Source organism: Massilia sp. YIM B02769 (assembly GCF_030411995.1).
Taxonomy (GTDB): domain Bacteria; phylum Pseudomonadota; class Gammaproteobacteria; order Burkholderiales; family Burkholderiaceae_D; genus Telluria.
This window is the reverse complement of record NZ_JASNRC010000010.1, coordinates 66,046-79,280: the sequence shown is the minus strand read 5'-3', so window position 1 is coordinate 79,280 and position 13,235 is coordinate 66,046. Positions and strand designations below refer to the sequence as shown.

The 13,235-nt window shown below is 71.8% G+C and carries 10 protein-coding genes; 7 read left to right on the top strand and 3 right to left on the bottom strand.

From position 1 onward, the window contains the following. Positions 1 to 74: 74 nt before the first annotated feature. Positions 75 to 1,868: a CHASE2 domain-containing protein gene (locus QPK31_RS17085; RefSeq protein ID WP_290424112.1), complete on the bottom strand. Its 1,794-nt coding sequence runs from the start codon at positions 1,866 to 1,868 to the stop codon at positions 75 to 77. Then, a complete protein-coding gene (locus tag QPK31_RS17080) occupies positions 1,862 to 2,497 on the bottom strand; it encodes a Crp/Fnr family transcriptional regulator (RefSeq protein ID WP_290424111.1) in 636 nt (211 codons plus the stop codon). Before QPK31_RS17080 ends, QPK31_RS17085 begins: the two co-directional genes overlap by 7 nt. A gap of 190 nt (positions 2,498 to 2,687) precedes the next feature. Here QPK31_RS17080 and QPK31_RS17075 point away from each other — a divergent pair, with 190 nt between their 5' ends. From QPK31_RS17075 to tssG, 7 genes are all read left to right on the top strand, one after another. After that, positions 2,688 to 3,509, top strand: coding sequence for a hypothetical protein (locus QPK31_RS17075; protein ID WP_290424110.1), 822 nt, complete (start codon positions 2,688 to 2,690; stop codon positions 3,507 to 3,509). Between the two features lie 144 nt (positions 3,510 to 3,653). Then, the gene (locus QPK31_RS17070) at positions 3,654 to 4,433 is read left to right on the top strand and encodes a hypothetical protein (protein ID WP_290424109.1); all 780 of its coding nucleotides are present in this window, start codon (positions 3,654 to 3,656) and stop codon (positions 4,431 to 4,433) included. A gap of 5 nt (positions 4,434 to 4,438) precedes the next feature. Continuing rightward, on the top strand, positions 4,439 to 7,042 hold the full coding sequence (locus QPK31_RS17065; protein ID WP_290424108.1) for a CHAT domain-containing protein: 2,604 nt from the start codon (positions 4,439 to 4,441) through the stop codon (positions 7,040 to 7,042). Positions 7,043 to 7,168: 126 nt separating this feature from the next. Beyond that, a complete protein-coding gene (locus tag QPK31_RS17060) occupies positions 7,169 to 8,203 on the top strand; it encodes a hypothetical protein (RefSeq protein ID WP_290424107.1) in 1,035 nt (344 codons plus the stop codon). Further along, a complete protein-coding gene (locus tag QPK31_RS17055) occupies positions 8,200 to 8,511 on the top strand; it encodes a hypothetical protein (protein ID WP_290424106.1) in 312 nt (103 codons plus the stop codon). The genes QPK31_RS17060 and QPK31_RS17055 overlap by 4 nt, the downstream gene beginning before the upstream one ends. A 159-nt stretch (positions 8,512 to 8,670) precedes the next feature. Continuing rightward, positions 8,671 to 10,545 (top strand): type VI secretion system baseplate subunit TssF, encoded by a 1,875-nt coding sequence (gene tssF, locus QPK31_RS17050; RefSeq protein ID WP_290424105.1) that lies wholly within the window; start codon positions 8,671 to 8,673, stop codon positions 10,543 to 10,545. Next, positions 10,509 to 11,573: a type VI secretion system baseplate subunit TssG gene (tssG, locus tag QPK31_RS17045; RefSeq protein WP_290424104.1), complete on the top strand. Its 1,065-nt coding sequence runs from the start codon at positions 10,509 to 10,511 to the stop codon at positions 11,571 to 11,573. Before tssF ends, tssG begins: the two co-directional genes overlap by 37 nt. On the opposite strand, the gene QPK31_RS17040 is transcribed toward tssG, so the two are convergent. Continuing rightward, positions 11,566 to 13,080 (bottom strand): aryl-sulfate sulfotransferase, encoded by a 1,515-nt coding sequence (locus tag QPK31_RS17040; RefSeq protein ID WP_290424103.1) that lies wholly within the window; start codon positions 13,078 to 13,080, stop codon positions 11,566 to 11,568. The genes tssG and QPK31_RS17040 overlap by 8 nt on opposite strands. Positions 13,081 to 13,235: the final 155 nt, after the last annotated feature.

The window sequence follows — 13,235 nt, the reverse complement described above, 5'->3', positions numbered from 1 at the left end:
GATCTTTCCTCGCGTAGAGGCAAAGCCGCCGCTTCGCGCCGCCGCTGTCGAATTTTCCCTTGCCAGGCCACGCATCAAGCCTGCTCGCCTTCCGGTAGCCGGTATCCGGACAGGTCCAGCCTGCCTTGCTTCTCGAGCGTCGCTGCGACCGGCACGAAGCGGGCGCGTTGCGCCGCGGGCAGGTCGGCGAGCGCCAGCGCGGCCTGCTCGACCAGCAGGGGATACGGCGCCTGCTTGCAGTATTGCTGGATGTGCGCCGCGCGCGTGGTGGCGGCGCCGGTGGCGGTGTAGTCGTGGCGTTGGGGCGAGCCGACATTGCCCAGCACCGCATCGCCATACGCAATGCCGATCCCCACCCGCAGCGCCGGCCGGCCTTCGGCCAGCAGTTCGCGGTTCAGTCCAGCCAGGGCTTCCAGCATCGCGAGTGCCGCCCGCACCGCGTCGCGCGCCGGGTTGGTGCTGGGCTGGGGTGCGCCGAAGAAGACCATGATGCCGTCGCCGCTGAATTTGTCGACCGTCCCGCCATGCGCGTGCAGGGCGGGCGTGATGGCCGCGTAATAGCGGTTCAGGAAGGCGATGACGTCCTCGGGCGGCGTGGCGGCGCAGAAGGCCGTGAAGCCGCGGATGTCGGCGAACAGGAAGGCGAGCGGCTGGCGGCGGCTGGCCAGGCCGTCCCTGAGCGCGCCGCTGAGGATGGTGTCGAGGATCGCCGGGCTGACGTAGCCGGCGAAGATCGCGCGCAGGCGGCGCTGCTCCGCCAGCTCGCGCAGGTAGGCGCGCGCGCCCAGGGCTGCAGCGCCCAGTGCCAGCGCCAGGACGGGCGCCGCCAGCGGCAAGTGGATGCCGGCGCCGAGCAGCCCCAGGCTGGCGCCGGCGAGCGCCACGGCCAGCACGGCGGCGCCGGCGGCGGCGCGCAGCGGGCGCCGGCGCGCGCGCCAGAGCAGCAGCACCGCCAGCAGGGCCGCGCCGTCGCCGGCCCACGGCAGGTCGCGGATCATCCGGCCGTGCAGCAGGCTGCGCAGGGCCTGGGCCTGGAACAGCACGCCGGCGCCGGTCACGCCGGGTTCCCAGCTGGCCAGCGGCAGCGGCAGGCGCTGGCGGTCCTGGTCGGGCAGGATGGCGCCAACCAGCACCACCTTGCCCTCGAAGTGGCGGCGCAGCGCGGCGCCGTCGCCGTCGCCGTCGCGCGCGAGCCTGGCCACCGTCTGCAGCGGCAGGTAGCCGAAGCGCGGGCCGAGCGAGAAGTCGACGATGCCCGCTTGCGGCCGGCGCTCGAGGCGGGCCGCGATGCGTGGCGCGAGCAGCAGGTCGGTGCGGCCCTGTACCGGGTCGAGACGGCGCAGGGCGCCATCGCGGTCGGCCGGCACCAGCAGCAGGCCTTCGCCGCCGGCCCCGGCCATGGCCGCGTACAGGCGGCCGGCCGGGCCGGCGGGCGGCGCACCGTCCAGCCGGCCGAGGACCAGCGGCGCCGTGGCGCGCAGGCGGCCGATCGCCAGCGCCAGGCGCTGCGACGCACCCGGCACCAGGTGTTCGAAGGCGGCGCCGGGAAAGACCAGGTCGACGCCGACCGCCGCGGCCCGGCCCTGGCGCAGGCCGTCCAGGGTCAGCGCGAACTCGTCCAGCATCAGGGCCAGGGGCTTGCCGCTGGCGTCGATCGAGGCCTGGTCCAGGCCCACGATCGCCACCTCGGGCGCGGCATCCGCAGTGGCGCCCGCGCCGGCGGCGCGCAGCAGGCGGAAGGAGGCGTCGAGCCACTGCAGCTGGAGGCGCTCGGCCGGTCCGCTGCGGGCCAGTCCGATGGCGGCGCCGGCGATGCACAGCGCCAGCAGCACAGGCGCTGCGCGGCGGCGCGCCGCCCGGCTCACCATTTCGCCGGCAGCGGGCGCAGCAGGGTGATGCGCTTGTTCTGGTGCAGCAGGTACTCGCCCTTGACCAGTTCCTTGAACAGCTTGGACACCATGTCGCGCGAGGTGCCGATGCGGTGGGCAAGGTCCTGCTGGCTGAGCGGCTCGGGGACGCTGCGCACGCCGTCCTGCTCCACGGCCAGGCCGTCGAGCAGCGCCGCCAGGCGCTGGTAGGCGTTCTCGAGGGCGAGGCGGCGCGAGAAGGTGGTGGTATTGCGGCTGCGCGCGATCAGCGTGCGGATCAGCTCCATCGTGAAATCCGGGTCTTCCGCGATCTGGCGCCGCAGGACGTCGATCGGGACGATCGCGCATTGGACGTCGGTCAGGGCCTCGGCCGATGCGCTGCGCGGCAGGCCATCGAGCGCCATCTCGCCGAGGATGGCGCCGCTGTCATAGGTGCCGAACACGAATTCCTTGCCCTCGTCGTCGCTGGTGAAGACCTTCACCCGGCCGGACAGGATCACGTAGATCGAGGTGCCGACGTCGCCTTCGGCGATGAAGCGCGTGCGCCGCGGGAAGCGGCGCGTGACCCCGGCCCCGGCGAGCTGGCGCAGGGAGGGCGGCAAGTGCGCGAGATGGGTCGAAGGCGTCATGGCGGTCCTGGAAAACGTGCTTGATTATACGGCATGTATTTTCCTAGAAGCAATTAAAACGGTGTCGAAAAGTCGACGCCGGGGCGGCGAATCCTCGCGTGTCGCCACGTCGACAGGGGCGGAGAATGAGCGTTCTCCCGGCAGCCGCGACAGCGTCCGCCTCCACCACGTTCACATCGAAAGCCATACCATGCTTACTCGTTTTCCGCATGCCCTCCTGACTTGCTTCACCCTGCCGCTGGCCCTCGGACTGGCCGGCTGCGGCGCCGGCGCCGACGACGGCGAACAGGCGCCGCCGGCGCTGCTGGCCGGCGTCGACAGCGGCGCCATCGTCGACTACTGCCAGGTCGACATGTCGCGTCCCGGCGGCGGGTCCGGCGCCGGGAACGGCTGGGTCACGGCGACCGAGCTGATGTCGAACGGCCTCAACCAGGCGGCCACGCTGGTCTCGCACGACGGCAACCGCAGTGTATGGGACCAGCCCGTGGCGCTGGCCGTGCCGGCATTCGACTACCGCCACGCGTCGGCCCAGCTGGCGGTCGCACCGGGAGGCGCCGCCAGCCAGTCGATGGGTGCGTCGTTCGTGTCGCTGATGCCGCAGGGCGCCGTGGCCTGCGTCACCCAGCTGACCAGGATCCGCTACACGCCGCCGCCGAACTTCAACGGCATCCCGGGCTGGAGCGGGGCCGACCCGACCCTTCCGGTCCAACTGTATTCGCTGGCCTGGGCCAGCTACTGGCGGTCGGACCTCGGGCTCGGCCAGTTGCCCGGCGCCGCGATCGACGGATTCGAACTGGTGGCGAACTTCGCGCCGCGCGAGGGCCGGGCCTTCTTCAGGCTCGACAAGTCGCGCTTCGCCTCGGTCCAGGACGCGGTGGTCTGCCACCAGGCGCCGGCGAGCGCGGCCTGGGATTGCGCGGCGCCCGTCGTGACCGACCTCGGCAGCGCGTGGCAACTGGTGCGCGCCAATCTGCAGCCGGGCGCCTATGTGCTGGTGGCGCGTGCCGGCTGAGCATGACAGCGGGCGCGGCGCTGTTCTAGTTCGGTAACTATTTCTCCAGAAGAATATTCCATTTTGGCAATTGACTGACATATAATCGGACCCTCTGCACAGGTTGTCCCATGTCAAACATTTTCCATCATGCCGGGCGCCGGCATGCTTGAGCGCCGGCTCGCCGCCTTGCTGCTGGCCGCCAGCACGCTGTTTGTTACGGCCGGCGCGACGGAACTGGTCGTGACCCAGGCCGCGGGCGAGGCCGTGTCGGCCCAGCGCCGGCTCGGCCTGCTTGACCGCCTGCAGGGAGGCGATCGCCTGGAACTGGCCGCCGGCGCCACGCTGGTCCTGTTCGACCTCGAGGGCGGCCGGCAATTCACGCTGACCGGTCCCGCGCGGTTCTCGATCGCGGCGGCAGGGCCCGAACGGCAGGGCGGCAGCGGCAGCGCCCGCGTCGACCTGCCCGATCCGGCACTCGCGCGCGCCTTGCGGCGCCCCGGCCAGGCCGCCGCGGGCGCGATCCTGCGCTCCGGCGCAGCGGACGGCGGCGTCGAGGTTCTCGCTCCCTCGCAAGCGCTGCTTTCCTGGCGCGCGCGGCCGCATCGCGGCCACTGGACGCTGCGCCTGCGCGACGCGTCGGGCGGCCTGCTGTACGAGACCAGCCTGGCCGGCACCGAGCACGTCTTGCCGGACACGCTGCGCCTGGCCCATGGTGCGCGCTACCTGCGCGAGCTGGAATGGGAGCAGCGCGACGGTTCGCGCGGCACCGAGCTGCTGGCGCTCGAGACCCTGGACGCCGCCGCCGATGCCGAACTGGCGGCGCTGCGTCCGCCGCCCGGCGCCGCGCCGGCGGCACGGGTGCTGTATGCGCTCTACCTGCGCGCCCGGGGCCTGCACGGCCTTGCCCAGCGGGCCGCGCCCGAACTCGCCGAAGGAAATTGACCGAGATGACCAGGATGACCACCCTTGCCGGCGGCGCCGGCCTGGCCCTGCTGCTGGCCGCGGCGCCCGTGCACGCCCAGCTCGACCTGCTGCGCGCGCTGCTGCCGCAGTCCGCGCCGTTCGCGGGCGGCCAGCACATGCGCCGCCACGCCGATGAGTTGGCGGCGATCCACCGCGAAGCCGCCCAGGGCAGCCCGGACGCGGCCCTGCGCCGCGCCGAAGCCTTGCTGGCCGGCGAGCGCGCGCTGGTCGCGTCGGCGCCGCGCTCGCCCTTCGTTGCGCTGCTGATGGAAACGGCGCTGACCGCGGCCGGCCTGCACGAGCGCAGCGGCAACGCCGAGCGCGCCCGCGCGCTGCTGCAGACCGCGCTCGACGCCGGCGCCGCCATGCCCGAAGCGGTGATCCAGCGCCTCGACCTGTACGGGCGGATCGCCGCGCTGCAGGTGAAGACCGGCGCCTACCGCGAGGCCATGCAGACCTACCGCACGGTGCTCGGCGCGTACGACAGCGCGCCGCCCTTCATGCGGGCTTTGCGCGCCAGCGCCTACGCGGGCCTGGGCAAGGCCGCGCTCGAGGCGGGCGAGGACGACGTGGCGGAAACCAACCTGCGGCTGGCGATCGCCCACGATCCGGCCGCGGCGCCTGCCGGCCAGCGCGCCGCGCCCTCGTTCGCCGAGGCCGAGGCCACGCTGCGCGCGGCCTTCGGGCGCGCCGGGGAACTGGCGGCCTCGATCGCCGGCCAGCGCGCCATCACCGACCAGAACGGCGAACTGGTCGGCGCCGACGGCGCCAGCCCGTCCGGCCTGCTCGAGGTCCAGGGCCCGCTGACCGACCTCGCACGGCTCTATCACCGCAGGCGCGACGCCGCCTCCCTGCGCCGGCTGTACCAGACCGAATTCGGCGCGTATGCCGCGCGCAGCGCGCGCGCCGGCAACGGCGGTTTCGGCCCGCCGGCGCTGCTGGAGCAGCAGTACGCGCGCTTCGGCGCCTACCTGGCCGGCCTCGGCGAGCAGGCCCTGGCCGAAGAGGCCCTCGGCCAGGCCTTGCGCCTGAACGGGCAGCGGCTCGCCGTCACCGCGCGCGACGTGCCGCCGGAACTCCTGGCCGCCCCCTTCGCGGCGCGGCGCCAGCTGCTCGATTTGCTGGTGTCGCTGCACCTGGCCCAGGGCAGCGGCGCCCAGGCCTGGCGCGCGCCGCTGGGAGAACTGGTGCAAAGCAAGGGCCTGAAAACCGAATTCCTCGGGCGCCGGTCGCGTGCGATCGGCCTGTCCACGGATCCGGAAGTGCGGCGCCTGGCCGGCGCGATCGAGGCGGTGGAAGCGGCGCAAGCCGCCGGCGGCCCCGACCGCTTCGGCGAGCGCCTCGGCCTTGCGCAGGCGCTGCAGGCCCGCGTCGGCAAGTCGCTGGCAGCGCCGGACTTCCTCGACGGCGCCGTCTTCCTGGAGCGGATCGAACAGGCGCTCCAGGGTGACGCCTATGTGTCGGTGACGGCCTTTACGCGCTTCGATTTTGCCGGGCAGCGTTTCGGGGCGCGGCATTACCTGGGCGCGGCGCTGGCCAACGGCAAGCTCAAGGTCGCCGACCTGGGGCCGGCCGCCGCCATCGATGCCCTGGCCGCGCGGCTGCGCGCCGACCTGTCGCGCCGCCCGTCCGCGCCGAACGCCGGCGCCGTGCCGGCCTCGGCCCGCGCCGCCCATGACGCGCTGCTCGAGCCCTTGCTGGATGGACCGGGCCGCAAGGGCGGCCATGTGGCCGACCTCGACGGTGCGGTGTCGCTGCTGCCCTTCGAGGCCCTGGCCAGCGCCAGCGGACGCTACCTGATCGAGGAGGGCGGCTGGCGCTACGTCAGTTCGGCGCGCGCCCTGTTGCCGGAGGCCGCGCCGCGTCCCGCGCCCGGCCGCTCGCTGGTACTGGCCGCGCCCGACTACGACCTGGAGGTATCCGGCGCCGGCCGTGGCGGCGCTTCCGGCGGGCGCCGCTTCGGCGCGCTGCCGCAGGCGCTGGCCGAGGGCAATGCGGTGGCCGGCGCGCTGCGCGCCGGCGGCGCCGAGGTGGCGTTGTACACGGGAGCGCAAGCGAGCGCGCGCGTGCTGGCGCAAGCGCGTTCGCCGCGCATCCTGCACATCGCCACGCATGGCTTCTTCGCGGCCGCTGCCGAGAGCCGGCGCGAGCAGGTCACCGGCAGCGACGGCCGGCCGTATGTGGTCGAGAGCGTGACGGCCGGGCGCAGCAGCGGCTTGGCGCTGGCCGGGGCCAACGCCGGGCCGGGCGAGGGCGTGCTGTATGCCGCCCAGCTGCGCCAGGTCGACCTGGCCGGCACCGAGGTGGCGGTGCTGTCGGCATGCGATACCGCGCTCGGGGCCATCCGTCCGGACGAAGGCGTCGACAGCCTGCGCCAGGCCCTCGAGATCGCCGGGGCGCGCACCATGGTGACCTCGCTGTGGTCGGTGGCGGACGCCGAAACCGGCGCCCTGATGGCCGACTTCTACGCGCGGCTCGGCGCCGGCGCCGGCACGCCGGCCGCGCTCAGGGACGCCAAGCTGCGCCTGAAGCTGCGGCGGCCGCATCCCTTCTACTGGGCCGCCTTTGTCGCCACCGGCATGCCTTGAAGACGGCGCGGCGCCTTGTCGAAAATTCGACAGGCCGGCCGCGGAATGGTCGCGCCCGCGGGCGCGGCGCCTGTCCGACAATGACGGCGTCGGATGCGAATAACGAGAATTACGAAAGGGCAGTACATGCAATGCAATCAATGGATGACGGCGGCGCTGGCGGGGCTGATGCTGGCGGGATGCGCCACGGTGGACAAGGCGCCCGCGGGGCGGCCCGGCCAGGCGGGTACGGCGCCGGCCAGGAGCAGCTACCAGCTCGCGCAGGCCGTCGGCAAGGGGCAGGCCGGCGGCGCCCGCCAGTTCTTCCTGGTGCGCCAGGGCGAGCAGTGGCAGCTCGCCTTCGACGAGAACGCGTTCGCGGCCGGCGCGGGCGAGCGCCTGGCGTACTGGCCGCAGGAAAAGAAGGTCGCATTCGTCTTCGACAGCGCGCGGCGCCCGGCCGATAACGGCGACATGTGCGACAACGACACACGCGATCGCGCCAAGGCCGGCTACACCGTCTGCAGTTCCGCCTTCCGGGTCGCCGACAATTCGGGCAGCACGGTGTTCGCGCGCGCCTTTGTCGGCGTGGCGACCGGCGGCGCCTCCGAGATCATCTATGCCGGCAAGGGTGCGCGCTTCGAGCGCATCGACCAGGCCGAGGTGCTGGCCGTGCTCGAGCGCCTCGGCCTGGAGCGCCAGGTCTGGCTGCGCGACTACCGCGAGCGCGCCGCGCTGGCCACGGTCAGCGGGCAGAACGATTTCATTCGCCGCTACGAGCGCGACGACCCCGAGCAGCTGCTGCCGAAGGCGCGCGCACTGCTCAAGACCCTGGCCGCGAACGCCGGCATCCTCGAGCAGGCCGAACGCGCCACCCCGGCGGCGGCCCGCTACGCGCAGCGCTTCATGCCGGCCAATCCGCGCAAGTACTGCAACGCGCTGAAGGCCGATGCCGAGGACTTCCGCTACTGCCAGGGGGCCGCGTCCGAGATCGTGGCCGCGCTGGCCGCGAGCCGCGGCGCCGCGGCGCGCCGCACCGACCTCTGCCTGGCCGTGGCCAGGGCGGCCGGTGCCGGCGCCCAGTCCGCCACCTGCCAGGGCTACGGCGCCGGCGCCTGCTCGGCCTCCACGCCCAAGGGACAGCAAGTCTGCGACATCCTCAACCGCAAAGGACAATCATGAAACGCGCTCTTCTCCTCGCACTGCTGCTGGCCGCCCCGCTGGCACAGGCGCAGTTCCTGAACCAGGACATCATCCGCCAGGCCGGCGTGGACGCCGCGACCGGCAACATCCGCCTCAACAACGTCGACTTCGGCGACAACGCCGGCGAACCGGCCCGGCCGGCGCCAAGCGCGGCGGAGATCGCCGCCGAGATCCGCGCCCAGGAAGCGGACGAGCGCTGGCGGCGCCAGGCGGCCGCCCAGGACGAGCGGCGCAGGCGCGTGAACCAGGCGGTCGAGCGCGCCTACAAGGCGGAATTCAAGAAGTAGGCCCGGCCCGGCTCGACGCCCCTGCGTCGCGTGCGCCGGCACAGGCGGACACAGGGCGACATCAGCAGGCGGCGCGCGCCTTCCTGACGGCCGTCAATGCCGGGCGGCCGCCCCGATGGGAGCATGCATCTTGGTCTTCAGCAATTTTTCGGAGAAGAGATGGATGAGCTGCTGAGGTATGTCGAGGAAGAGCTGGGTGTGTTCGGCCAGCTCGCGCGCGAGTTTTCCAGCCGCTATCCGAAGCCTGCCGGCCAGCTGCACATCGCCGGCGAGAACATCGAAGACCCGGGCGTCGCGCGCCTGATCCAGTCGGTGGCGCTGCTCAGCGCGCGCATCCACAAGCGCCTCGACGACGATTACCCGAAGTTCACCGAGTCGCTGCTCGAGTGCCTGTACCCGCACTACCTGCGGCCCTTGCCTTCGTACGCGGTGGCGCGCCTGGCGCAGGACGGCGCCGCCGAAGCCGGGGAATTTTCGGTGCTGCCGCGCGGCAGCGCGCTGCGCAGCGCGCCGGTGGACGGCACCGTCTGCCATTTCCGCACCGTGTACCCGGTGCTGGGCGGACCACTGCGCATCGTGCGCGCGGCGTTCACGGCGCCCTTTGCCGCGTCGTTCGCCGCCCCGGCCCATGCCGCCGCAGCGCAGCACGGCCAGCCGCCGCGCCCGCCGCGCCTGCCGCGCGGCGTCGGCGCCTGCATCGCCATCGAATTCGATGTCCGCGGCGGGGCTGCCGCGCCGTGCGCGCGCGGAATAAACCGGGTGCGCATCTTCGTCGATGCCGACGCCTCGCTGCGCGCGGCCCTGCTCGACGCCCTGTTCATCCACGCCGCCGGGGCCTGGGTCCAGGCCGGCGACGGCCCCTGGAAGGCGCTCGAGCGGGTGCCGCTGCGGCTGGCCGGGTTCGCACCGGACGACGCCATCCTGCCCGACAGCGGGCGTTCGCACCCGGCCTTCCGCCTCCTGACCGAGTACTTCAGCTACCCGGAAAAATTCGCCTTCGTCGACCTCGACCTCGACGCCGTGGCGCGCGTGCTGGCGCCGGGCTGCGCGCATTTCACCCTGCACCTGCCGCTGCGCGCGCCGGCCGCCGATACGCTGGAAGCGCGGCTGCTGGCGCCGCTGGCGGCCAAGCACCTGCTGCTCGGCTGCACGCCGGTGGTGAATTTGTTCCGCAAGGCGGGCGATCCGATCCAGCTCTCGCATACGCGCGCCGAGTATCCGCTGGCCGCCGATTCGGCGCATGCCGCGTCCTACGAGATCCACAGCATCGACCGGGTACGCCTGGTGCGCGAAGCGCGCGGCGCCGCCAGCGTGACGGAATTCGCGCCCCTGTACGCGGTGCGCCACGATACGCCCGGGGCGGATGCCGGCCATTACTGGATCGCGCGGCGCGACGCGGCCCTGGCCGAGCTGAGTCCCGGGCACGAAGTGCGGCTGGCGCTGGTCGACGCCGACTTCCGGCCGAGCGAGGCGGCCGGCGCCACCGTCTCGACCGAGCTGACCTGCACCAACCGCGACCTGCCGAGCCGGATCAAGCCCGGCCGGCCGGAGGGCGACCTCGCGGCCGAATCCGGTGCGCCCTGGCGCCTGTTGCGCAAGCCGACGCCGAGCTGGCGGTTCGACGCCCGCGGCACGCACTGGCGCCTGGTCTCGCACCTGGCCCTGAACCATGCCGGGCTCACCGATGCCGGGCTGCCCGACCTGCACAGGATGCTGGGCCTGTACGACCTGGCGAAGTCAGGCAGTGCGCGGCGCCAGATCGCCGGCATCGTCGGCCTCGCGCACGGCAGCGTGCGCGCCTGGATCCGCACCCGTCCGGTGTCGACCCTGATGCCGGGCGTCGCCATCCGCATGACGCTCGACGAGGAAGCCTTTGCCGGCGCCAGCCTCTACGTGTTCGCCCACGTAATGGACCGCTATTTCGCGCTGAACAGCCAGCTCAACTGCTTCACCCGCCTCGAACTCGTTTCCAGCAGCAGCGGCCAGGAAATCCTCGCATGTCCACCGCGCAGCGCCGAACAAGCCCAGGCTTGATCGACCGCCTGCTGGCGGCGCCGCAGGCCTTCGACTTCGTCCAGGCGGTGACGGTCCTGCTGCGCTGGCTGGAAGAGCAGGGCGTGCCGCAGGAGCGGGCGCTGCGCGACCACCTGCGCTTCGCAAACAGCCTGCGCCTGGGCTTTCCGGCGAGCGAGATCGAAGACCTGCGGGTCGACGGCGCGCAGGACGCGCAGGATGCCGACGCGACGCCGCCGCGCTTCCTGCTGACGCCCGGTTTCATGGGCCTGCTCGGGGTGCACGGCGCGCTGCCGCTGCACTACACGGAGCGGATCGGGCTGTGGCAGTCCGTGCACGCCGACGCCGCGCCGCGCGCCTTTCTCGATATCCTGTCGGGCAGGATGCTGGCGCTGTACTACGAGGCATGGCGCAAGCACCGGGTCGAGCATGCGGCGGCGCACACGCCCGACCGCTTCATGCCGCGCCTGCTCGATATCGCGGGGTTGACAAGCTCCCCGGACCTGCCGGGAGCCACGATTGCCCATTTCGCAGGCATGCTGCAGCAACGGCCGCGTTCGGCGCCGGTGCTGCGCGCATTGCTGGCTTCGCACTTCGATGTGCCGGTGGTGCTGCAGGAAGCGGTCGGGCACTGGAGCCGGGTGACGCCGCAGGAACAGAGCGCGTTGGGTGCCGGCGCCTGCCTGGGCGAGAACACACTGCTTGGCGAACGCAGCTGGCGTCCCGACCTGCGCGTGCGCTTGCAGATCGGACCGTTGAGCCGGGCCCGCTTCGAACGCTTCCTGCCCAGTGGCGACATGGCGGCAGCGCTGCGGCGCATCCTTGCTGTGCTCGCACCGCCGGGCATCGACTTCGAAGTGCGCCTGGTGTTGCAGGCGCAGGACGTACTCCCCAGTCGGCTTGCGAGCGGCAGTAAGGCACCGCCCCGGCTGGGACGCGACAGCTTCGTCGTCACCGGCGCGGTCTGCGAAGACCGCGCCGACATGCGTTACCTGATCAGGACCATGGCGCCGCTGGACGCCGCATGCACGCGGCCAAGGCTTACTTGAAGATCAGGCCGGTGAAGGGGATCGGCTGCGCGATGAACACGGCCGAGCAGGGCGAGGCCGGATAGATGTAGTCGAAGGCGACCTGGCCGCCGGTATTGACCGCCAACAGCCGGTTCTGGGTTCCGGCTTCCGCGGCGGAATAGCCGACGACATAGTTGCCGGCGGTGGTTTCGTAGACGCTGGAACAGACGCTGGAATAGATCGGCGGCTCCGGCGCATAGGTCCAGACTTCGGCGGCGGTGCCGGCCTTTTCATCGATGACGTAGCGCGAGGGCGTGCTGAAGTTGCGGGTGATGCCCGGCGACGTGCCTGGCGGCTGCAGGACGCTGCCGTAGCCATTGTTGAAGAGCAGCAGCTCGCCATTCGCGGTAAGCGACAGCGTATGCTGCCCGATCGGTGGCTTGCCTGCCGTGAGGTGCAGCGCCAGCGCGCGCAACGAGGGATAATCCACATACCAGTGCTTGGTGGTGTCGCCGAGCAGCCATTTGATGTGCCCGGTCTTGTAGTCGAGTTTGACCACGAAATTCTCGCGACTCGACACCAGCAGCGAATCGTCGGCCGGGACGTAGATGGCGGAATTCATGTGGAACCAGTCGATCCCGTCGCGCACGAAATTCGACGGGTCGTCGCCGCCCGCCCGCATGGTAGCGGCGAAGATGGCGCCGAGATCCCATTCCTTCAGCACTTCTCCCGTGGGAGTGATCTCGGCGACGATCGACTCGAGCCTCGGTGTTCCATCGACAACCGCGTCGAATTCCGCGAGCAAGCCTTGCTTGCCCGCTGCCAGGTCGTGGTGGAAGTTCGTATAGCGCGTTGAGGCCACGGGAATCGTCGTGTAGTCACCGGTGAAATTGACCCGGTGGAACGAAGGCGAATTCAGGCTGCCGACGTAAAGCGCGTCGCCGCTGAACCAGGTCGGCGTGGAGGTATTCACGGGCAGGGTGTCGGCGATCCAGCGCAGGTTGCCGTCGCTGTCGAGCACCGCCGGGGCATAGCTGTTGTTCTTGATGAGCATGTAGTCGAAGCCGGGATTGGCCGCCGCGCTGCGCGCCGTGCGCACATCGGGCGTGGTATTGACGGCCGCCGGCCCGGCATACACGGGTGCGGCGACCGTTACCTGTTCCTCGTCCTTCGACTTGTCGTCGAACGCCGCGCTGAGCGTGACGCCGTTGGCGTAGCCTGCATACAGGCCGAACACCGGGATCACGAGGCGCCGGTCGGCCGGGCGCCAGGCGCCGGTGCGCGTCATCCACTCGCGCGTGTAGGTGACGCTCATCGGCTTCGAATAGGTGCCGGGCTTGGCGGCGATGGTGTAGGAAACGCTGGCCAGGTGGTCGAAGTCGTCGAGCGCGAGGGTGAGGTTGGCGACGAAGGGCGTCAGCCCGGTTGCCTGGCTGACCACTCGGAGGCGCGCCTCCTCGGCCTGGGTATCGTCGTCGGCATGGTGGCAGGCTGCGAGCAGCAGGCAGGGCAAGAGGGGCAGGGCGGTGCGTAGGGCGGGCTTCATGCATTCTCCGGGAAATGGGATACTGACGAGTTACAGCTTCGACGACCGCTCTGCCGTAAAGTTTCGGCCCGAGGGCGGCGCCACCGAATGGCTCAATCGTCTTCGATCCTGTTCCGGCAGCGCTGCTTGACCTTCCCACGATGGGAAGGAATATG

What these genes read in the sequence shown, in the direction of transcription:
- QPK31_RS17080 (WP_290424111.1), bottom strand. Translation starts at nt 2,497, where the DNA reads ATGACGCCTTCGACCCATCTCGCGCACTTGCCGCCCTCCCTGCGCCAG.
- QPK31_RS17055 (WP_290424106.1), top strand. Translation starts at nt 8,200, where the DNA reads ATGAAACGCGCTCTTCTCCTCGCACTGCTGCTGGCCGCCCCGCTGGCA.
- QPK31_RS17075 (WP_290424110.1), top strand. Translation starts at nt 2,688, where the DNA reads ATGCTTACTCGTTTTCCGCATGCCCTCCTGACTTGCTTCACCCTGCCG.
- tssF (WP_290424105.1), top strand. Translation starts at nt 8,671, where the DNA reads ATGGATGAGCTGCTGAGGTATGTCGAGGAAGAGCTGGGTGTGTTCGGC.
- QPK31_RS17070 (WP_290424109.1), top strand. Translation starts at nt 3,654, where the DNA reads ATGCTTGAGCGCCGGCTCGCCGCCTTGCTGCTGGCCGCCAGCACGCTG.
- QPK31_RS17085 (WP_290424112.1), bottom strand. Translation starts at nt 1,868, where the DNA reads ATGGTGAGCCGGGCGGCGCGCCGCCGCGCAGCGCCTGTGCTGCTGGCG.
- QPK31_RS17065 (WP_290424108.1), top strand. Translation starts at nt 4,439, where the DNA reads ATGACCAGGATGACCACCCTTGCCGGCGGCGCCGGCCTGGCCCTGCTG.
- QPK31_RS17040 (WP_290424103.1), bottom strand. Translation starts at nt 13,080, where the DNA reads ATGAAGCCCGCCCTACGCACCGCCCTGCCCCTCTTGCCCTGCCTGCTG.
- tssG (WP_290424104.1), top strand. Translation starts at nt 10,509, where the DNA reads ATGTCCACCGCGCAGCGCCGAACAAGCCCAGGCTTGATCGACCGCCTG.
- QPK31_RS17060 (WP_290424107.1), top strand. Translation starts at nt 7,169, where the DNA reads ATGCAATGCAATCAATGGATGACGGCGGCGCTGGCGGGGCTGATGCTG.